Annotated in this window: 19 protein-coding genes; 14 read left to right on the top strand and 5 right to left on the bottom strand. The window is 69.1% G+C overall.

The window, feature by feature from the left end; genetic code table 11:
• Positions 1 to 85: 85 nt before the first annotated feature.
• Positions 86 to 1,384, bottom strand: coding sequence for a hypothetical protein (locus tag IRT45_RS22055; protein WP_194807733.1), 1,299 nt, complete (start codon positions 1,382 to 1,384; stop codon positions 86 to 88).
• Positions 1,384 to 1,605, bottom strand: coding sequence for a hypothetical protein (locus tag IRT45_RS22060; protein ID WP_194807734.1), 222 nt, complete (start codon positions 1,603 to 1,605; stop codon positions 1,384 to 1,386). The genes IRT45_RS22055 and IRT45_RS22060 overlap by 1 nt, the downstream gene beginning before the upstream one ends.
• A gap of 209 nt (positions 1,606 to 1,814) precedes the next feature.
• Here IRT45_RS22060 and IRT45_RS22065 point away from each other — a divergent pair, with 209 nt between their 5' ends.
• The 3 genes from IRT45_RS22065 to IRT45_RS22075 all read left to right on the top strand — a co-directional run bounded on the left by IRT45_RS22065 (position 1,815) and on the right by IRT45_RS22075 (position 4,414).
• Complete coding sequence (locus IRT45_RS22065; RefSeq protein ID WP_194807735.1) at positions 1,815 to 2,783, top strand: nitronate monooxygenase family protein; 969 nt, start codon at positions 1,815 to 1,817, stop codon at positions 2,781 to 2,783.
• A gap of 183 nt (positions 2,784 to 2,966) precedes the next feature.
• Complete coding sequence (locus tag IRT45_RS22070) at positions 2,967 to 3,794, top strand: class I SAM-dependent methyltransferase (RefSeq protein ID WP_194807736.1); 828 nt, start codon at positions 2,967 to 2,969, stop codon at positions 3,792 to 3,794.
• 5 nt (positions 3,795 to 3,799) lie between these two features.
• On the top strand, positions 3,800 to 4,414 hold the full coding sequence (locus IRT45_RS22075) for a TetR/AcrR family transcriptional regulator (RefSeq protein ID WP_194807737.1): 615 nt from the start codon (positions 3,800 to 3,802) through the stop codon (positions 4,412 to 4,414).
• A 218-nt stretch (positions 4,415 to 4,632) separates the two neighbouring features.
• On the opposite strand, the gene IRT45_RS22080 is transcribed toward IRT45_RS22075, so the two are convergent.
• Entirely contained in the window at positions 4,633 to 5,007 is a 375-nt protein-coding gene (locus IRT45_RS22080; protein ID WP_051042309.1) for a DUF1844 domain-containing protein, read from the bottom strand.
• A gap of 376 nt (positions 5,008 to 5,383) precedes the next feature.
• Between IRT45_RS22080 and infC the strand changes: the two genes are divergently transcribed.
• The 4 genes from infC (at position 5,384) to IRT45_RS22100 (ending at position 7,696) form a co-directional block, all read left to right on the top strand.
• The gene (gene infC, locus IRT45_RS22085; RefSeq protein WP_036500642.1) at positions 5,384 to 6,064 is read left to right on the top strand and encodes a translation initiation factor IF-3; all 681 of its coding nucleotides are present in this window, start codon (positions 5,384 to 5,386) and stop codon (positions 6,062 to 6,064) included.
• A 66-nt stretch (positions 6,065 to 6,130) separates the two neighbouring features.
• Entirely contained in the window at positions 6,131 to 6,325 is a 195-nt protein-coding gene (gene rpmI / locus IRT45_RS22090; protein WP_030518931.1) for a 50S ribosomal protein L35, read from the top strand.
• A 73-nt stretch (positions 6,326 to 6,398) separates the two neighbouring features.
• Positions 6,399 to 6,779 (top strand): 50S ribosomal protein L20, encoded by a 381-nt coding sequence (gene rplT / locus IRT45_RS22095; RefSeq protein ID WP_025348785.1) that lies wholly within the window; start codon positions 6,399 to 6,401, stop codon positions 6,777 to 6,779.
• A 71-nt stretch (positions 6,780 to 6,850) separates the two neighbouring features.
• Positions 6,851 to 7,696 carry an RNA methyltransferase gene (locus tag IRT45_RS22100; RefSeq protein ID WP_194807766.1) on the top strand — a complete coding sequence of 282 codons (846 nt, stop codon included), beginning with the start codon at positions 6,851 to 6,853 and terminating at the stop codon, positions 7,694 to 7,696.
• Positions 7,697 to 7,823: 127 nt separating this feature from the next.
• Here the strand turns inward: IRT45_RS22100 and IRT45_RS22105 are convergent, their stop codons facing one another.
• The gene (locus IRT45_RS22105) at positions 7,824 to 10,238 is read right to left on the bottom strand and encodes an MFS transporter (RefSeq protein WP_228534763.1); all 2,415 of its coding nucleotides are present in this window, start codon (positions 10,236 to 10,238) and stop codon (positions 7,824 to 7,826) included.
• A 189-nt stretch (positions 10,239 to 10,427) separates the two neighbouring features.
• Entirely contained in the window at positions 10,428 to 11,000 is a 573-nt protein-coding gene (locus IRT45_RS22110; RefSeq protein ID WP_194807738.1) for a TetR/AcrR family transcriptional regulator, read from the bottom strand.
• A gap of 145 nt (positions 11,001 to 11,145) precedes the next feature.
• Here IRT45_RS22110 and IRT45_RS22115 point away from each other — a divergent pair, with 145 nt between their 5' ends.
• From IRT45_RS22115 to IRT45_RS22145, 7 genes are all read left to right on the top strand, one after another.
• Complete coding sequence (locus IRT45_RS22115) at positions 11,146 to 12,564, top strand: MFS transporter (protein WP_194807739.1); 1,419 nt, start codon at positions 11,146 to 11,148, stop codon at positions 12,562 to 12,564.
• Between the two features lie 358 nt (positions 12,565 to 12,922).
• The gene (gene pheS / locus IRT45_RS22120) at positions 12,923 to 14,071 is read left to right on the top strand and encodes a phenylalanine--tRNA ligase subunit alpha (RefSeq protein WP_194807740.1); all 1,149 of its coding nucleotides are present in this window, start codon (positions 12,923 to 12,925) and stop codon (positions 14,069 to 14,071) included.
• 54 nt (positions 14,072 to 14,125) lie between these two features.
• Positions 14,126 to 16,627 carry a phenylalanine--tRNA ligase subunit beta gene (gene pheT / locus IRT45_RS22125; RefSeq protein ID WP_194807741.1) on the top strand — a complete coding sequence of 834 codons (2,502 nt, stop codon included), beginning with the start codon at positions 14,126 to 14,128 and terminating at the stop codon, positions 16,625 to 16,627.
• A gap of 36 nt (positions 16,628 to 16,663) precedes the next feature.
• Entirely contained in the window at positions 16,664 to 16,876 is a 213-nt protein-coding gene (locus IRT45_RS22130; RefSeq protein WP_194807742.1) for a ribbon-helix-helix protein, CopG family, read from the top strand.
• Positions 16,876 to 17,220, top strand: coding sequence for a type II toxin-antitoxin system PemK/MazF family toxin (locus IRT45_RS22135; RefSeq protein WP_194807743.1), 345 nt, complete (start codon positions 16,876 to 16,878; stop codon positions 17,218 to 17,220). The genes IRT45_RS22130 and IRT45_RS22135 overlap by 1 nt, the downstream gene beginning before the upstream one ends.
• A gap of 50 nt (positions 17,221 to 17,270) precedes the next feature.
• Positions 17,271 to 18,053 (top strand): alpha/beta hydrolase, encoded by a 783-nt coding sequence (locus IRT45_RS22140; RefSeq protein ID WP_194807744.1) that lies wholly within the window; start codon positions 17,271 to 17,273, stop codon positions 18,051 to 18,053.
• Between the two features lie 39 nt (positions 18,054 to 18,092).
• Positions 18,093 to 18,578 carry a PspA/IM30 family protein gene (locus IRT45_RS22145; RefSeq protein WP_194807745.1) on the top strand — a complete coding sequence of 162 codons (486 nt, stop codon included), beginning with the start codon at positions 18,093 to 18,095 and terminating at the stop codon, positions 18,576 to 18,578.
• The last annotated feature ends 24 nt before the right edge of the window (positions 18,579 to 18,602 follow it).

The raw sequence follows: 18,602 nt of genomic DNA on the forward strand, positions 1-18,602 counted from the left end.
GCGCCGGGTGCGCGACTGCTGGTCGAATGTGTTGTCTCTCAACTACGTCGATCGGTGACTGCGGCGCCGATGGGCCCCGGCTCGATCAGACGGCGTCCCAGCTGTCGGCGCCGCGGCGCCGGCCGAGCTGGCGGCGCCGGAAGAAGACCTCTTCCACCGAGACCGAACTGGCGGCCACCGCGCCGGCCACCGTGGTCAGCCGCGGGTCGTCGCTGCGTTCGTCCAGATGCCATTGCACCCCCGCGCGGCGCTCCGGCGGCAGCATCGCCCAGCGGCTGCCGATCCGCGTCTGAACCGAATGAGAGCCGGTGGCAACGATATCCAGCAGCACGGGCCACAGATCGGCCTCGGTGGCGTGCGAGGGCAGCGCCGCGATCGTGGCGTCGGACTGCTGCGCGAGCATATCCGCCAGCGCCGGCCGCATCGTGGGATCGAGCTGTGCCAGCAGGGCGAACACACCGCGCCAGGGCGCCGGATCGGAGCAGCCCTCCAGGCCCTGCAGCAGCGCGCCGGTGACCGTGGTATCGGTGAAGATCGGTAATGCCGCCATCGAAGCCAGGGCGGCCGGACGCAAGGTGTCGAAGAAGACGGCCATATCGCGCACCGCCCGGCCGTGGATCGCGGTCGTCACCAGATTGCCCAGCATTGCGGGTGTACCGACGCCCAGCACGATATCTCCGACGTCGGCGACAACGTCGGAGTCGCAGCGCGCGAAGATCGACAACGCCGCCAGCCGCAATTCCGGCGACCCGTGCAGGACGGTCTGGATCATGCGCGGCATCCGGCGCGCCGGCCCGTTCAGCAACTGGCGCAGCACTGAGGTCAGGGCGTTGGTCGAGAACGCGAACGACGCCGAGAAGATCAGGCCTTCGTCGTCGGGGACGCCGCGCTCCACGGCCTCGATCAACCGTGCCGAGGCATAGCCGAGAAACGGCCCCGCGGTGATGTAGTCGCGCCGGCGCAAGACCTCGTTGACGATCTGCACGATCGGCTCCGGCGGCGCGATATCGGCCAGTTCACCGACCGTGCGCGGATCCAGATACGGCGCGCAGTCGGCCGCGTAGCCGATGCCGAGCAGCGCGACGGTTTCGGCGGCCTTCTTCGGATGGTCGACGCCCACCGCGCCGGCCGCGCGCCCGGTCAGCGCGGACGGCACCAGCTTCTGCACCAGCGGTATCGAGATGCCGAGCGGAATGATCGGCACCAATCTGCTTATCCGCTTGAAGGTTTCGGCATGCTGATCGAAGACGACCGCCGCCATCCGCTGCTGTAATTCGTGCAGATTCCGGGCGCCGAGCCGTTCCAGATGCGCGAGTCGTTCCGGCGGTACGTGCAGGGTGCGGGCGAGCAGGATGAGCTGGGCTCGGGTTACCGGATCCGTCATCAGTCCAGCAGGTTCCCGAACATGATCTTCTTCGCCGGCGTGCGCAGTGGCCGCGGCAGGGCGCTGATCATCGTGTCCACCGACTGCGACAGCGCCTTCGCCTCCTCCTGACGTGCCTGCGTGAACAGCAGCAACAGGTCGGCGCACTCGTGATCGGTCAGTAGATCCGTGGCGGCGGTCGGGCCGCCGAGTTCGTGGTCCAGATCTCTTCTGGCGGTCATGCTGCACCCCGGTATCGTCACGTCTTCCGCTGGAACGTACCCATGAAGACATTCGGCGAATCATAGAAGGCGGCTACCGTGCGGCGAGGGCGAAACTGCGCGCATTGGGGCAAGTCACCGCGAGCAACGGGTGGTGCTCGAGCGCGACAACGACCAACCGGTCCGCACGCCGCCACTCGTCCGCCGCACACACCTGCGACGATCGGGGTATGGCGATCCCGACCGCATTCACCGAAATCCTCTCCGTCCGCCACCCGATCGTGTCCGCGCCGATGGGTGGGGAAGCGGGCGGGGCACTGGCCGCCGCGGTGTCCGAGGGGGGCGGCCTGGGACTCGTCGGTGGCGGTCGCGGCGATCGGGAATGGGTCGAGCGCGAACTGCGACTGGTGCGCGAGAACACCACCGCGCCATGGGGAATCGGCTTCCTGAGCTGGGCGATCGACCGGACCGTACTGGACCATGCGCTGTCGTTCGATCCTGCAGCGGTCCTGTTGTCCTTCGGCGATCCCCTGCCCTTGGCCGCGACCGTCCGGGACGCCGGTGCGGTGTTGATCGTCCAGGTCACCGATGTCGACGAGGCGCGCCGGGCGCTGGACGCGGGCGCGGATGTGCTGGTGGCGCAGGGCAGCGATGCCGGCGGTCACTGCGCCGCCCAGGGCATCGGGACCCTGTCGTTCGTGCCGACGGTCGTCGATCTGGCGGATGCGGTGCCGGTCCTCGCCGCCGGTGGAATCGCCGACGGTCGCGCGGTCGCGGCCGCCTTGGCGCTGGGCGCGGCCGGAGCGATGGTGGGTACCCGCTTCCAGGCGACCCACGAGGCCCTGGTGCCCGCCGAACTGGGCGAGGCCCTGGTGGATGCCACCGGCGGCGATACCGAGGTGAACTGGACTCTCGACATCGCCCGCGGCGCACCGTGGCCGGAGAAATATCCCGCCCGTACGCTGCGCAACACCTTCCTCGACCGGTGGCGCGGGCGCGACGACGAACTGCGCACCGACGAGATCGCCCTGCGCGAGTACCGGGACGCCGCCGCCCGCAACGACCTCACCGCCGTTCCGGTGTGGGCGGGCCAAGCCGTCGACCGGATCACCTCGATCGCTTCGGCGACCGAACTGGTGGGCCTTCTCGCCGAGGAGACGGACGCGGCGCTTCGGCGAATCACGCTGCGCGACAACTGATCCGTGCCCGACTCGCGGTGCCGCGTTCCTCGGCGGCCCGCTTCGCCCGGGAGTCGTTCACCTCGAACGATGTGCGCCGACGCAGATGGTGATGTGCCGGCATCTTGACGGCCTAACGACTCGTCAACCATTATGAACACACGTTCATGAACACGTGTTCATAATAATCGCGAGGAGACCGTGATGACCCACATCGTCAACACCGCACAGTCCGAGGCGTGGAACGGCTACGAGGGCGAACACTGGGCCGGCCACGCCGACCGTTACGACGCGGTGAACTCCGGGATCAACGAGCCGTTGCTGGCCGCGGCGCAGGTCGCTCCGGGAGATCGCGTCCTCGACATCGGTTGCGGCAATGGCCAATTGACGCGGGCGGCGGCGCGGCGGGCGGCCTCGGCGACCGGGGTCGACCTCTCCGGGCCGATGCTGGCGCGGGCGCGCCTGCTCGCCGAAGCCGAAGGCGTGCACAACGTTTCGTTCGAGCAGGGAGATGCGCAGGTGTTCGGCTTCGCACCCGGCTCCTACGATGTGGCGACGAGCCGGTTCGGCATCATGTTCTTCGCCGATCCGGTGGCGGCGTTCACCAACATCGCCCGCGCGCTGGGTCCCGGCGGGCGGCTCGCGGTGGCGGTCCCGGCCATGGCGGACTCCGAGATCGCCGGCGTCTTCGCCGCCGCCGCGGCGCATCTGCCCGGTTTCGAGGTGGGACACGGCTTCAACGCCTTCGCCGATCCCGCGGCCACCGCCGACCTGCTCGGCGCGGCCGGATTCGCCGGTGTCGGAAACGAACTCGTCGTCACCGACAGCATCTGGGGCGCGGATGTCGACGATGCCACCGAATTCGTCGTGGGCTGGGGGCCTGTGCGATATCACCGGCTGCGCAACGACTTCGGCACCGATGCCGAGGTCCGGGCAGCCGTCGCCGCCGCGCTCGCGCCGTTCGCCGGTGACGGCCCGGTCCGGTTGCGCGCGGCCTCCCGCGTCGTCACCGCCACCGTCGCACTACCGTAGGTCGCATGTCACCCCGACGGGCGGCGGCACTGCACGACCGCGACGACCGCGATCTGCGTGCCCATCTGATCGCCACGGCTGAAACGTTGTTCGCCGAACAGGGCGCCGCCGGGCTCACCGTGCGCGCCATCGCCCGGGCCGCCGGGGTGTCCGACGGGGTGCTCTACAACCATTTCGCCGACAAGGAGGAACTGCTCGCCGCGGCGCTGCGGTCTCATGTCGAATCGGTGGATCGGAGTTTTCCGCCGCTGCCCGCCGCCGGTAGCGGCGATCTCGCGGAGAACCTGGCGGTGTGCCTGCGTCAGGGGCTGGCGCTGCATCAGGCGGTATTGCCCGTGTTCGCGGGTCTGATCACCCAGCCCACGGTCCTGGCCAGATTCGCCGAAACGGAAGGCCGGCAACGGATGTGGCGCGAACAGCTGGTCGACTATCTGCGCGCCGAACGCGATCTGGGCCGAGTGGCGGCCGATGCGGACGTCGATGCGGCCGCCGCGGTCCTGATCGGCATCTGTCACGACGCGGTGCTGTCGTCGCTGCTGTCGGGAACGCCGCGCCCGTTCGTGCCGCCCCCGGTGGAGGCCGTCGTCGCCACCCTGCTCACTGGGATCGCCGTGCGGTGATCGGCGCGGCGCCACGCACGTGCCGGCAGCAGCGGGCGGGTGCGTCGCAGCGCGCCCGGCGCTGCCCGTCGTACCGGCGCCCGCTGCGCCGCCATACGACTCGGCGGCACCGTCGCAGCCCGACGCCATGGGGTGCGGTCGCGATCACCCTGGGAATGCGGTCGCGATCGGTGGATGCGGAACGCCGGCGGACGCGGCCGGCGCGGGCGCACCTCTGCTCAGTAGACCGGCCCGGTGTACTTCTCGCCCGGTCCCGCACCCGGCGCATCCGGATGCGCCGACGACTCCCGGAACGCCCGCTGCAGCGACTGCAGACCCTCGCGGATGGGTCCGGCGTGCGGGCCCAGATATTCGACCGAGGCCGTCACCAGACCGGCGAGGGCCGTGATCACGCGGCGGGCCTCGTCCAGGTCGCGGCGCGGGCTGGAGTCGGGATCCTCGTCGGCGAGGCCGAGCTTCTCGGCGGCCGAGCTCATCAGCATCACCGCGGCCCGGCTGATCACCTCGACGGCGGGGATGTCGGCCAGCTCCCGCACCGTTTCCTGATCCGCGGACTCACTCAGGGCCGACGGGTCGCCGGCATGCTCGCTCATATCCGTAGCATGTCATCGAGTTCGCGTCGACGGGTTGCGGGGGCGGCCGATTGGGAGTAGGGGCGCCCGCGGTGTTAAAGTGGTCGGCGACGACCGCCCCGGTCCTGTGCTGGAACCGATCCAGTGCACCGGTTCGGGGCTGTAAGTGGAGCCCGACTCCCACCATCGGCCGGCCTGCGTGCCAGGTTCGATGGTCCGGTCACCCGCCGTATGCGGCGGGTTCTCGCTCGGATCCGTCCGTGGCGGGGTCGAGGTGGCAGTCCTGTTGGTGGACGCCCGCGGCGACCGGTCGACATTCGGGCCCCGTGGCGGTGAAATACCGCAACGGGGCTTTCGTGTTGGGTATGGGGTTGCAGTTGTTGCTCGCGGTCGTTGGATGACACCGCTTGACCTAGGAGGCCCCATCAGCACTGAGACCCGCATCAACGATCGCATCCGCGTGCCCGAGGTCCGACTCATCGGACCGGGGGGTGAGCAGGTGGGGATCGTGCGTGTTGAAGATGCACTACGCGTCGCCCAAGAGGCTGACCTCGACCTCGTCGAGGTCGCACCGGACGCGCGTCCACCGGTCTGCAAGATCATGGACTACGGCAAGTTCAAGTACGAGACCGCGCAGAAGGCGCGCGAGTCCCGCAAGAACCAGCAGCAGACCGTGATCAAGGAGCAGAAGCTCCGTCCGAAGATCGATGACCACGACTACGCGACCAAGCGGGGACACGTGATGCGGTTCCTCGAGGCCGGGTCCAAGGTCAAGGTCACCATCATGTTCCGTGGTCGCGAGCAGTCGCGTCCCGAACTCGGTTTCCGGCTGCTGCAGCGGCTGGCCTCCGATGTCGCCGACCTCGGCTTCGTGGAGACCTCCGCCAAGCAGGACGGCCGGAACATGACGATGGTCCTCGCACCTCACAAGGGTGCGAAGACCCGGGTGAAGGCGCAGACCGCCGCGCAGCAGACCGCGCAGCGTGGTTCGGCGCCGGGCAGTTCCGCGCCCGCTGGGGGCGACGCTGCGGCCGGTTCGGCGCCCGCGCCGGAAGCCGAAGCGGCCAGCCCGCAGTAAACCGATACAGCACCGGCGGTATCGCACGACGCGATGCCGCCGGAACGAGACAAGATTGAGGAATCCATGCCGAAGATGAAGAGCCACAGCGGCACCTCGAAGCGATTCAAGGTGTCCGGTCGCGGCAAGCTGCTGCGCCAGCAGGCGAACCGTCGCCACCTGCTCGAGCACAAGTCCAGCCGCCGGACTCGTCGTCTGGACGGCACGGAGGTCGTCGCGCCCGCTGACGTCCGTCGCGTGAAGAAGCTGCTCGGTATCTGAGCGCGCTCGCGCACCGTTCCCTCTCCCAACCTGTGGGCGCCGCCGCGCCCCTCGATCGAACAAGGACTGACCAGTGGCACGCGTCAAAAGGGCCGTCAACGCTCAGAAGAAGCGCCGTTCCGTGCTCGAGGCCTCCAAGGGCTACCGCGGGCAGCGCTCGCGGCTGTACCGCAAGGCCAAGGAACAGCAGCTGCACTCGCTCACCTACGCCTACCGGGACCGCCGGGCGCGCAAGGGTGACTTCCGCAAGCTGTGGATCGCGCGCATCAACGCCGCGGCTCGGCTCAACGACATCACCTACAACCGCTTCATCCAGGGCCTGAAGGCCGCGGGCGTCGAGGTCGACCGCAAGATCCTCGCCGAGCTCGCCGTCTCCGACGCCGAGGCGTTCGCGGGCCTGGTGGCGGTGGCCAAGGCCGCCCTGCCGGAGGATGTCAACGCCCCGGCCGCCTGAGCTGCGACCAGTTGACCAACACGTCGAAACGACCCGCGGAGCGCGGCTCCGACGCCCGGACGAATCCGGAACTGTCGGAACGCAATCCGCGGGTCGTTTCCGCTGTCAAACTGCACCGCTCCGCATCGCGCCGCAAAACCGGCCTGTTCCTGGCCGAGGGCGCCAATTCCGTGGCCGCGGCCCTGGATACCGAGCGGGTCGAGGAGCTGTTCTACTCCAGTCGTGCCGCCGAACGCGAACACGAACTGGTGGCCACGGCCGCCGCGCTGGGTGTGCGCACCACGCTGGTGAGCGAGCGCGCCGCCGAACATCTGGGTGAGACGGTCACCCCGCCGGGCTTGGTCGCGGTCTGCCGCCTCGTGGATCGGCCGCTCGCACAGGTTGTTTCGCCGCGCGGGGCGCCGGTGGCCGCGGAGCCCGGAGCGGTAGCCTCGGGCGCCCGCCTGCTCGCCGTCCCGGTCGAGATCGCCGACCCCGGAAATGCCGGCACTCTGATTCGCGTCGCCGACGCGGTCGGCGCCGACGGCGTCGTCCTGGCCGGCGATTCGGTGGATCCGCACAACGGCAAATGTGTGCGCGCCTGCGCGGGCAGCCTGTTCCACGTCCCGATCGCGCGCGACCGCGATATCGATGCCGTACTGAACGCGCTGCGCGACCACGACATCACCGTGCTCGCGACGACCGCGCGGGGGGAAGTCGATCTCGACGACGCCGACGACCTGCTGCGTACCGCGGGCGAATCCGGCGGCACCGCATGGCTTTTCGGCAACGAGGCGCACGGCCTGGACCCCGCCGTCGCCGCCCGCGCCGACCACCGCATCCGCATCCCCATCCACGGCCGAGCGGAAAGCCTGAACCTGGCCGCCGCCGCCGCGATCTGCCTCTACGCCGACGCCCGGGTCCGCCACCGCCCATAGCGCCCGCGCGACAGCCACGGTGCCCGGTCCATAACGCAGACCGTGCCGGACCGGTACGACGTGTCGGCGGGCCCCGAATACGACTGTGGGCGCCGGATATTCGTATCCGGCGCCCACACTTTCTCGATCAGTCGCGCGGGTGCGCCAACTCGATCACGTGGTCGTCACCGGTGCCCGCGGCCAGGGTGAGCGTGGAGGTGGTCGCCGGGTAGCCGGACGCCACCACCGTGTAGTCGCCGACCGCGAGATTGGCGAACAGGTAACTGCCGTCGGCGTCGGTGGTGGTGCTGTCGATCACCGCGCCCCCCGCATCGACGAGGGTCACCCGGGCATCGCGCAGCGGGCCGTGGGCGCCGTGCACAACACCCCGCAGCTGGGCGCCGCGCGAGAGCACCACGTCGAGCTGGGTGATGCCCTGGCCGGCGACCTCCGCCGGCAACGCGACCGGCTGGAACGTGGCGGCGTTGACCGCGACGGTCACCGGTCCGGGAACCAGTTCGGTCAGCGCGTAGTCACCCTCGGGACCGGACGCGCCCGCCGCCAGGACGTCGCCGCGGCTGTCGGTGACGATCACCAGCGCGTCGGGCACCGGTGTGCCGTCGTCCGCCGCTCGCACGGTGCCGGCCAATCCGCTCATACCGCTCAGGCGCACATCGTGTTCGAGTGGTCGCGTGCCCACGGTGATCGGCGTGGCCTGCGGCTGGAAGCCGTCGGCCGAGGCGATCAGCACATAGGAACCGGGCTCCGGTGCGTCGAGTGCGTAGTGCCCGTCGCCGCGGGCGATGGCACGGCCGATCTGGCGGCCGGTGGGGGAGATCAGGGTGAGCGCGGTGCGCGTCACCGGTGAGCCGTCACCGGCCTGGACGCGGCCGTGGATGGTGATTCCGGTACTCACGAACTCCTCCGGCACCAGGCCCGAGGCGTCCTCGGCCATGACCTGCGCCGAGAGCACCGGCTCCGGCCCCGATTCGGCGGCCTGGGCCAGCGCGCCGGTGGTCCGCAGCGCGACCTCCTTGATGAACAGGGTCAGCAGGAAGGCGACCAGCGCGATGGGCGCCGCGATGAGGAACACGTCGGCGATGCCGTGACCGTAGCCGTCCTCGACGACCGTGCGGACGGGGCTGGGCAGTGCGGAGATGTCCGGGATCCGGCCGCCGCCGCCCATGGCTCCGGCCGCGGCCGGGTTCAGGTGGCTCAGCCCGTCGCTGATGTAGTCCTTCACCCGCTCGGCCATCACCGCGCCGAGCGCCGAGACACCGATCGCACCACCGAGGCTGCGGAAGAACGTGACCAGCGAGCTGGCCGCGCCCAGTTCGTGCGGCGCCACCTGGTTCTGGGTGCACAGCACCAGGTTCTGCATCGTCATACCGATGCCCAGGCCCATCATCGCCATGTAGATCGCCACCAGCCAGTAGTTGGTGTCGTAGCGGATGGTGCCGAGCAGCCCCAGGCCGGCGGTCACCAGGAAGCCGCCGGTGACCAGCCACGCCTTCCACCGGCCGGTGCGGGTGATGATCTGACCCGACACCGTGGAGGAGATGAACAGGCCGCCGATCATCGGGATGGTCATGACGCCCGACATCGTGGGCGATTCGCCGCGGGCCAGCTGGAAGTACTGGCTGAAGAACACCGTGCCGGCGAACATCGCGACACCGATGAACAGCGAGGCGGCCGAGGCGAGGCTGATGGTGCGGTTGGCGAACAGGTGCATCGGCACGATCGGCTCGGCGGCCCGCAATTCGACGAAGACGAATGCGACGGCCAGCGCGACGGCCCCGAGCACCATCACCAGGGTCTGCCAGGAACCCCACGCGTACTTGTCGCCGGCGAAGGTGACCCACACCAGCAGCAGGCACACCGCTGCCGTGACCAGGAAGGCACCCAGCCAGTCGACCTTCACCTCGCGCTTGGTGACGGGCAGGTTCAGCGTGCGCTGCAGCACGACCAGCGCGACCACCGCGAACGGCACACCGACGTAGAAGCACCAGCGCCAGCCCAGCCAGCTGGTGTCGGTGATCACACCGCCGAGCAGCGGACCGCCGACGGTCGCCACCGCGAACACCGCGCCCAGATAGCCGCTGTAGCGGCCACGCTCGCGCGGCGAGATCATCGCGGCCATCACGATCTGAGCCAGCGCGGACAGACCGCCCGCGCCGATGCCCTGCACCGCGCGGCAGGCGATGAGCATGCCCGGATTCTGGGACAGACCCGCGACCACGGATCCGGCGACGTAGATCAGCAGAGCGATCTGGACGAGTGCCTTCTTGCTGAACAGGTCGGCGAGTTTGCCCCACAACGGGGTGGTGGCGGTCAACGCGAGCAGGGAGGCGGTGACGACCCACGTGTAGGCGGACTGTCCGCCGCCCAGGGTGCCGATGATCTTCGGCAGCGCATTGGTCACGATCGTGGAGGAGATGATCGCGACGAACAAGCCCAGCAGGAGGCCGGACAGGGCCTCCATGATCTGCCGGTGCGTCATCGCCGCCGTGTCACCCGTGTCCGGGGATCTGCGCGCGGCGTCGTTCGCAGTGGTGATTGCCATCGTTCTCTTTCCGGAAGCGGTCGATGCGGCGGACAGCCGGTTATGCCGATCTCGCCGCAGCAAGAGGTGTTCGGGGGATATCAAACAAGTTGATTAACGAAAGTAACTATAATCCTGTGAGGACGCTGCGCAAAGGCCGAGGGGGCGGTGTGCTCGATCACACCGGTGCAACGGGGGCGAAACGCCTGGTCAGTCGTCCTGGAGGCAGGCGTTGATTTCCTCGGCCCACGGAGTCGGCACCGCATCGGGTCCGATCACCTGCATGGCCGTCATCACGGTGATGAGCATGCCGGTGGCCATGAATCGACGGGCGTCGTCGGCATCGGCGCCCGTGAGCTCGCGAACCAGTTCGTAGATGCGGCCGAAACGCTCGCGGACGTTGTCGCCGATCGCCGGATCGGCGCTGGCGGAGAAGCCGTGCAACAGGAGGAGCGGCAATTCCCGTTCGGCGAGAAAGGTCTCGTATCCCTTGCCGAGCGCCTGCAATGCCTCCTGGGCGGTCGCGTTCGCCGGCGCGTCGGCGCGCGCCGCGCGGAAGACCTCTTCGATCCGTTCGCAGGCCTGGTTGACCGCGGCGACGAACAGTCGTTCCTTCGTGCCGAACAGCCGGATCACATAGGGCTGCGATACTCCGGCGAGCCGGGCGATCTCATCGGTTTTCGTTGCGGCGTAACCGGTTTCGGCGAACGCGGTGACCGCGGCGGCCAGCACCTGCTCGCTGCGCTCGGCTGCGGTCAGGCGCATGCGGGTCGAGTCCGCCATGGTCCTCCTTACGTTGTCCGACGGTCACGGTAGTCGCGGTGCGGGCGGGGGGAGAGCCCGGCATCGTCACCTGTTGACATGTTATCAGCGGATGCATACTCTTTCGATTATCAAGTTATCAGTCGATAACAACAAAGGATCTGCGATGACCACCACCCTCGAAACCACCCCCCGCGCCGGCTCATCCGGCGCCACCACCGGGTCGCTCGGCGCGGTCCTGGCCGCCGTCGGCATTCCGATGTTCATGGTCACCCTGGACAATCTGGTCGTCACGAACGCGCTCCCGGTGATCCGCACGGAACTGGGCGCGTCCCTGGCCGACCTGCAATGGTTCGTCAACGCCTACACGCTGTCTTTCGCGTCGCTGCTGCTCACCGCCTCGGCGCTGGGCGACCGGTTCGGCCGCCGCCGGATGTACCTGTCGGGAATCGCCCTGTTCACTCTCGCCTCGGCGGCATGTGCGCTGGCGACCGAGCCGTGGATGCTCATCCTCGCCCGGGCGGTGCAGGGCTTCGGTGGCGCCGCGGTCATGCCGCTGTCGCTGACGCTGCTGGCGAACGCGGTGCCGGTCGCGAAGCGCAGCGCGGCGATCGGGATCTGGGGTGGCATCTCCGGGCTCGGCATCGCGGTCGGTCCGGTCGTCGGCGGCTTGGTGGTGGACGGGCTGAGCTGGCAGTGGATCTTCTGGCTCAATGTGCCGATCGGAGTGCTGGCGCTGCCGTTCGTGGCGCGAGTGCTGGGCGAATCCTTCGGCGGCGCACAGCGATTGGATCCGCTGGGACTGCTGCTCTCGGCCGGTGGCGTGCTGTCGATCGTCTGGGGCGTGGTGCACGGCGCCGACGACGGCTGGACCTCGGCGCCGGTACTGGCCGCGCTGTTCGCCGGCGCGCTGGCACTGATCGCGTTCGTCGGATGGGAACTGCGCTCATCGGCTCCGATGCTGCCGATGCGGCTGTTTCGCTCCCGGGCGTTCGCGGTGATGAACGTGTCGGCGTTCGCGTTCGCGGTCGGTGTCTTCGGTTCGATCTTCCTGCTCGCCCAGTTCTTCCAGGTGGTCCAGGGATACTCGCCGCTGGCGGCCGGAGTGCGGACGCTGCCGTGGACGATGGCGCCGATGGTGGTCGCGCCGCTGGCGGGCCTGGTGGTCGACCGGATCGGCGCGCGCACTCTCATCGTGGCCGGGCAGGTGTTCCAGGCGGCCGCGCTGGCCTGGATCGGAGCGATCGTCACCGCCGACCTGTCCTATGCGTCGATCATCGGGCCGTTCCTTCTCGCCGGTGTCGGCATGGGCCTGACCTTCGCGCCCGGCTCGACCGTGGTGATGGCCAGCGCCCCGCCGGCCGATCAGGGTGTCGCGTCGGGGACGAACAACACCATCCGTGAGGTCGGTGTGGCGATGGGTGTCGCGATTCTGGCGTCGATCTTCGCCTCCTACGGTTCCTACCTCAGCCCGGCCGATTTCGTCGCCGGCATGGCGCCGGCGGTGCGGGTGGGCGCGGTGATCGTGGCACTCGGCGCGTGCGCGACGGCGTTGCTGCCGCGCCGGATCACTCCTGCGGTCTAGGCCCCCGGCCGGAGCTGCCGTGGCGCAGCGTCGATCACCGGTGATCCGCGCTCGCAACGTGGGTCGTGGCGACGATCGGACGGGCGAGGATCCGGCCACGCAGCGATCGAATCGCTGCGAGTGTGGTTCTCGACAGGCGCACCACCCGGAAACTCCGGGTGGTGCGCCCTCGTATGTGCGGACGCGTCGCCGGGGGCGAGCGCCGGAAATATCCGTGTGAGGCGGGCTGCCGACATCGCCTACGATTCGACCAGCGACAATGTTGTGTAGAAGTCACAGCGCAGTGTTGTCATACGCACACTGCGCTGCGCGCAGGCACCGCCAGGACCCGACCAGCCCAGGGGAGAGACGAACCATCGTGGCCGACGAGAAGGATGCAGCCGAGCAGTCAGCGACGCCGGCGGAGGCGCTCAGCGAAGAGGCTCTCTCCGCTGCGGCCGCCGCCGCGGAGAAGGCGTTCGCGGCCGCGGCCGACCTGGATGCGCTCGCCACCGCCAAGACCGAGCATATGGGCGGCAAATCGCCGATCGCGCTGGCTCAGCGGGCGATGGGCGGGTTGCCCAAACAGGACAAGGCCGATGCCGGTAAGCGCGTGAACGTGGCCCGTGGCCGGGTGTCGGACGCCTTCGAGGCCCGCCGCGCCCAGCTGCTCGCCGAACGCGACGCCGCCGTCCTGGTCGCCGAGGCGATCGACGTGACGCTGCCGGCCCGGCGCGGTGCGATCGGCGCGCGTCATCCCATCACGGTGATCTCCGAGCAGATCGAGGACGTCTTCGTCGGCATGGGCTGGGAGGTCGCCGAGGGTCCCGAGGTGGAGACCGAGCACTTCAACTTCGACGCGCTGAACTTCCTGCCCGACCACCCGGCCCGCACCATGCAGGACACCTTCCACGTCGCGCGGTATATATCGGCGTCCGAGGCTGGGCCTGCGGGGTCACGCTCCGCCAGCGCCTCCGGCACTGACGCCTCGGACGCGGAAGGCTCCCGCCAGGTCCTGCGCACCCACACCTCTCCGGTGCAGGTGCGCTCGATGCTGTCGCGCGAGCTGCCGATCTACGTGGTCTGCCCGGGCCGGACCTTCCGCACCGACGAACTCGACGCCACCCACACCCCGGTCTTCTCCCAGGTGGAGGGTCTGGCCGTGGACAAGGGCCTGACCATGGCGCATCTGCGCGGCACGCTGGACGCGTTCGCGCGGGCGCTGTTCGGGCCCGATACGCGAACCCGCATGCGGCCCAACTACTTCCCGTTCACCGAGCCCTCCGCCGAGGTCGATGTGTGGTTCCCGGACAAGAAGGGCGGCGCCGGCTGGGTCGAATGGGGCGGCTGCGGCATGGTCAACCCGAAGGTGCTGATCGCCAGCGGGATCGATCCCGAGGTCTACAGCGGATTCGCCTTCGGCATGGGACTCGAGCGCACCCTGCAGTTCCGCAACGGCATTCCGGATATGCGCGACATCGTCGAGGGCGATGTGCGCTTCACGCTGCCGTTCGGCATCCGCGCCTGACTCCGGCCCACATCCACCACCCGAGAACCTTCATACGAGGAAGCGAAACGTCACGTGCGAGTAGCGCAGTCCTGGCTGACGGAAACCCTGCAGCGGACCACCCCCGGCTGGTCGCTGACCCCCGAGGAGCTCGACGCCGGTTTCGTCCGCGTGGGCCTCGAGGTCGAGGAACTCGACACCCTGCGGCCGGTCACCGGCGATATCGAGCATCCGCTGGTGGTCGGCCGGGTCGCCGAGATCACCGAGCTGACCGAGTTCAAGAAGCCGATCCGGTTCTGCAAGGTCGATATCGGCAAGCCGGAACTGCAGGAGATCGTCTGCGGCGCACGCAATTTCGCGGTCGGTGACCTCGTGGTCGTGGTGTTGCCGGGCGGTGTGCTGCCGGGCGGATTCGCCATCAGCTCGCGCAAGACCTACGGCCACGTCTCCAACGGCATGATCTGCTCGGTCGCCGAACTCGGTATCGGCAAGGATCATTCCGGCATTCTGGTGCTGGAGCCGGGCACCGCCGAACCGGGCGCCGACGCCAACGAACTGCTGGGCCTCGACGACACGGTGATCGAGCTCAATATCACCCCGGACCGCGGCTACTGCTTCTCGGTCCGCGGCCTGGCCCGCGAACTCGCCTGCGGTTTCGACCTCGACTACGCCGATCCCGCGGTGCGCACGCTGCCCGACGACGAGGCCGACGCGTATGCGGTGACGGTCGAACCGGAATCCGGCTGCACCCGGTTCGCGGTGCGCAGGATCACCGGCGTCGACCCGAACGCGGTGAGCCCGTGGTGGTTGCAGCGCCGGTTGCTGCTGTCCGGTGTTCGCCCGATCTCGCCTGCCGTCGATGTCACCAACTACGTGATGCTCGAACTGGGCCAGCCGCTGCACGCCTTCGACGCCGCGAAAGTGACCGGGCCGCTGGTGATCCGGCGTGCGCACACCGGTGAGACGCTGCGGACACTCGACGAGGCCGAGCGCACGCTCGACGCCGAAGACGTTGTGATCACCGATGATTCGGGTGTGATCTCGCTGGCCGGCATCATGGGCGGTGCGAGCACCGAGGTCGGCGACCAGACCACCGACATCCTGCTGGAGGCCGCGACCTGGAATCCGCTGGCGGTCTACCGCACCGCGCGCCGGCACAAGCTGGTCTCGGAGGCGGGTAAACGCTACGAGCGCGTCGTCGATCCGGAGATCAACGTCGCCGCGTTGGATCGAGCCGCGTCTCTGCTGGCCGAAATCGCCGGTGGCACAATCGAACCCGCGTTGACCGACGTGCGGCTCCCGGTGCCCGCCACGGAGCCGATCCGGATGGATATCGATCTGGCCGACCGCACCGCGGGCGTCGTCTATCCCACCGGCACCTCGGCGCGCCGGCTCGCGCAGATCGGCTGCTCCGTGGAGGTGAGCGTCAGCGAGACCGGCCACGGTCAGCTGGTCGTGACGCCGCCGAGCTGGCGGCCCGATCTCGTCCAGCCCGCCGATCTGGTGGAGGAGGTGCTGCGGCTCGAGGGGCTCGAGCAGATTCCGTCGGTGTTGCCGACCGCTCCGGCCGGGCGCGGCCTCACCGCCGTGCAGCGTCGCCGTCGCGCCGTCAGCCGTGCGCTGGCCTTCTCCGGCTGTGTGGAGGTGCCCGCGCCGATCTTCATGACCGCCGGGGTGTTCGACACCTGGGGTCTGGACGCCGACGATCCGCGCCGCGACACCATGCGCGTGCTGAATCCGCTCGATGTGGAGAAGGCGGAGCTGGCGACCACACTGCTGCCCGCTCTGCTCGAGGTGGCCGCCCGCAACATCTCCCGGGGCGAGCGTGATCTGTCGATCTACGGCATCGCCCAGGTCGTCCTGCCCGGACCCGGCACCCGCGCGGTGGCCGAACTGCCGGTCGACCGTCGCCCCACCGATGAGCAGGTTCGTGAGCTGATCGAGTCGCTGCCCGCCCAGCCGGTCCATGTCGCGGCGGTTCTGACCGGCCGGCGCGAACCTCGTGGCCCGTGGGGCCCCGGCCGGGTCGCCGAGGCGGCCGACGCGTTCGCCCTCGCCGACGCCGTCGCCGATGCCGCCGGCGTCACGATCGAGCGCCGCGCCGCCGCCTACCTGCCGTTCCACCCGGGCCGTTGTGCGGAACTGCTGGTCGACGGCACGGTGGTGGGCCATGCCGGTGAACTGCATCCGGCCGTCCTCGAGCGCAGCGGGCTGCCGCCGCGCACCTGTGCGCTGGAACTGGATCTGGACGCGCTGCCGCTGCGCGAATCCCGCCCCGCGCCGGTGGTTTCCGCCTTCCCGGCGGTGCTGCAGGACGTGTCGGTGAGTGTCGAGAAGACCGTAGGCGCGGCTCAGGTCGAATCGGCGCTGCGCACCGGTGCGGGCGACTTGCTCGAGGACATCGCCCTGTTCGACGTCTACGAGGGCGCCCAGGCGGGTGAGGGCCGCAAGTCCCTCACCTACGCGCTGCGCTTCCGTGCGAGCGACCGCACCCTCACCGAGGACGAGGCGAGCGCGGCCCGCGATTCCGCGGTCGCGGCGGCGGCCGACGCCGTAGGCGCTGTTCTGCGCGGATAGTGCGAACCATATTCCTACCCTGGTAGCATTACGGGTATGAAGCTGAGTGTGAGTCTGTCGGAGGACGACCTGGCGACGATCGACGAGGAAGTGTGTCGGTCGGGTTTGCCTGGTCGGTCCGCCGCTGTGCACATGGCCATCGAGCTGCTGCGTGCCCGGGCCCTGGAAGATGCCTATGAACAGGCGTGGGAAGAGTGGGAAGAAGCGGGCGAGGAAGCTGCCTGGTCGGTCGCGACCGGTGACCTGTAGTGCGGCGCGGGGACGTCGTGCTGGTCGACCTCGACCCGGTTCGAGGAAACGAGGTGGCGAAGACTCGTCCCGCCGTCGTCGTCAGCAACGACGGCGCCAACCGGCGTGCTGTACAGCTCGGCCGCGGTGTGGTCACCGTGGTGCCGGTGACAAGCAACACGGAGAGAATCTTTCCGTTCCAGGTGCTGTTGGAGGATGTCCGAGGGTTGCGAGTGGCGTCGAAAGCGCAGGCCGAACAGGTTCGTTCGGTATCTGTGGAACGGGTAGGGCGGGTGCTCGGCACTTTGTCACCCACGCTGGTCAAGGAGCTGGACCGGGCGCTACGCCTGCATCTGAACCTGTGAATTCAGCGGTCGGGTGGAGACTGGGCCGTAGTTGGCGCTAAGAAGGGGCTATGCGACATCCGGCCGAGGGCGTGCTCAACGCGCTGACGTTCCATCCCGAACGTCGGATCACCATGACGCCCGAGCAGTTCGGTTTCGACCACGACGATCTGTGGCTCACCGCGGACGACGGGGCCCGGATCAACGCGTGGTTCGTGCGCGCCGAGAAGCCGATCGCCCATGTGCTCTACGCCCACGGCAACGGCGGCAATATCGGCGACCGCTCGCCGATCCTGACATTGCTGGCCGCCGCGGGCCTGAACGTGCTGACCTTCGACTATCGCGGTTACGGTCGCAGTCCGGGCCGGCCGAGTGAACGCGGGCTGTATCTGGATGCGCGGGCCGCCCGCCGGGCGCTGCTGGAGCAGTCCGGTGTGGATCCGAAACGTGTTGTCTACCTTGGCAAGTCCCTCGGCGGCGCGGTCGTCACGGAGTTGGCGACCGAGTATCCGCCCGCGGCGATGGTTCTGATGTCCACCTTCACCGGTCTGCGCGAGGCGGCCCGCGCGGTCTACCCGTTCATTCCGAAACCTCTGGTGCCGAACGCCTTTCCGACGTTGCAGCGGCTCCGCGAGCTGCGGGTGCCGACGTTCGTCATGCACGGTGAGGCCGACGAACTGCTCCCGGTCGAGATGGGCCGCACCCTGTACGCGGCGCTGGCCGAACCGAAGCGGCTGCTGATCTATCCGAACGCCGGGCACAACACCCTGGTCTCGATTCCCGGGTGGTCGGGAACGGTATCGGCGTGGGTTCGCGATGTTCTCGCGGGCGTGGAATCGGTGACCGGCGAGTGAAATCGGCCGGACCGCGGTCGCGATGCGTAGCCTGGGTGCATGTCCGAAACCGGTGATATGGCGGCCCTGCTCGCCGCGCTGCAGGATGAGGATCTGCTCGAGGTCGTGGTCACCGCGACCACGGGCCGGCCGGGTCTGGAGAAGTTGCATCTGACCGCGGTCGAACTGGCGGCCCGCCCCACTCGTGCCGAGCCCGAGGCCGATGTGACTTCGGACACTCCCGGTGCCGCCGCCGCCGTGCCGCCGCCGATCTCGGGTGGATTCGGGCAGGTCGCGGTGGGCTCGGGTGTGCCGCTGCCGCCGGAAGGCTTCGGTGTGCCCGGCGGATACTCCGAATCCGGAGTCCCTACTTTCGAGTCAGTTCGCGATAAGGTCGAGCAGCGCTACGGCACCGCCCAGGGGATGGGCGAACTCGACCGGCAGACACCGGCGGGCCGCAGCGCCGACGAACAATGGCAGGCGCGGGAGAAAGCCGCGCGGGAACGCCTGGACGAGATCCGGAAGTCGATGCGCGACGACGTGTGATTCCGGCTGGTCCGGCGGTCCGGA

Origin of the sequence: Nocardia sp. BSTN01 (assembly GCF_015354405.1) — a bacterium.
Taxonomy (GTDB): domain Bacteria; phylum Actinomycetota; class Actinomycetes; order Mycobacteriales; family Mycobacteriaceae; genus Nocardia.

What these genes read in the sequence shown, in the direction of transcription:
- IRT45_RS22145 (WP_194807745.1), top strand. Translation starts at nt 18,093, where the DNA reads ATGTCCGAAACCGGTGATATGGCGGCCCTGCTCGCCGCGCTGCAGGAT.
- IRT45_RS22130 (WP_194807742.1), top strand. Translation starts at nt 16,664, where the DNA reads ATGAAGCTGAGTGTGAGTCTGTCGGAGGACGACCTGGCGACGATCGAC.
- IRT45_RS22070 (WP_194807736.1), top strand. Translation starts at nt 2,967, where the DNA reads ATGACCCACATCGTCAACACCGCACAGTCCGAGGCGTGGAACGGCTAC.
- IRT45_RS22140 (WP_194807744.1), top strand. Translation starts at nt 17,271, where the DNA reads ATGCGACATCCGGCCGAGGGCGTGCTCAACGCGCTGACGTTCCATCCC.
- IRT45_RS22060 (WP_194807734.1), bottom strand. Translation starts at nt 1,605, where the DNA reads ATGACCGCCAGAAGAGATCTGGACCACGAACTCGGCGGCCCGACCGCC.
- IRT45_RS22055 (WP_194807733.1), bottom strand. Translation starts at nt 1,384, where the DNA reads ATGACGGATCCGGTAACCCGAGCCCAGCTCATCCTGCTCGCCCGCACC.
- IRT45_RS22080 (WP_051042309.1), bottom strand. Translation starts at nt 5,007, where the DNA reads ATGAGCGAGCATGCCGGCGACCCGTCGGCCCTGAGTGAGTCCGCGGAT.
- rpmI (WP_030518931.1), top strand. Translation starts at nt 6,131, where the DNA reads ATGCCGAAGATGAAGAGCCACAGCGGCACCTCGAAGCGATTCAAGGTG.
- IRT45_RS22075 (WP_194807737.1), top strand. Translation starts at nt 3,800, where the DNA reads ATGTCACCCCGACGGGCGGCGGCACTGCACGACCGCGACGACCGCGAT.
- IRT45_RS22105 (WP_228534763.1), bottom strand. Translation starts at nt 10,238, where the DNA reads ATGGCAATCACCACTGCGAACGACGCCGCGCGCAGATCCCCGGACACG.
- infC (WP_036500642.1), top strand. Translation starts at nt 5,384, where the DNA reads ATGACACCGCTTGACCTAGGAGGCCCCATCAGCACTGAGACCCGCATC.
- IRT45_RS22115 (WP_194807739.1), top strand. Translation starts at nt 11,146, where the DNA reads ATGACCACCACCCTCGAAACCACCCCCCGCGCCGGCTCATCCGGCGCC.
- IRT45_RS22065 (WP_194807735.1), top strand. Translation starts at nt 1,815, where the DNA reads ATGGCGATCCCGACCGCATTCACCGAAATCCTCTCCGTCCGCCACCCG.
- IRT45_RS22110 (WP_194807738.1), bottom strand. Translation starts at nt 11,000, where the DNA reads ATGGCGGACTCGACCCGCATGCGCCTGACCGCAGCCGAGCGCAGCGAG.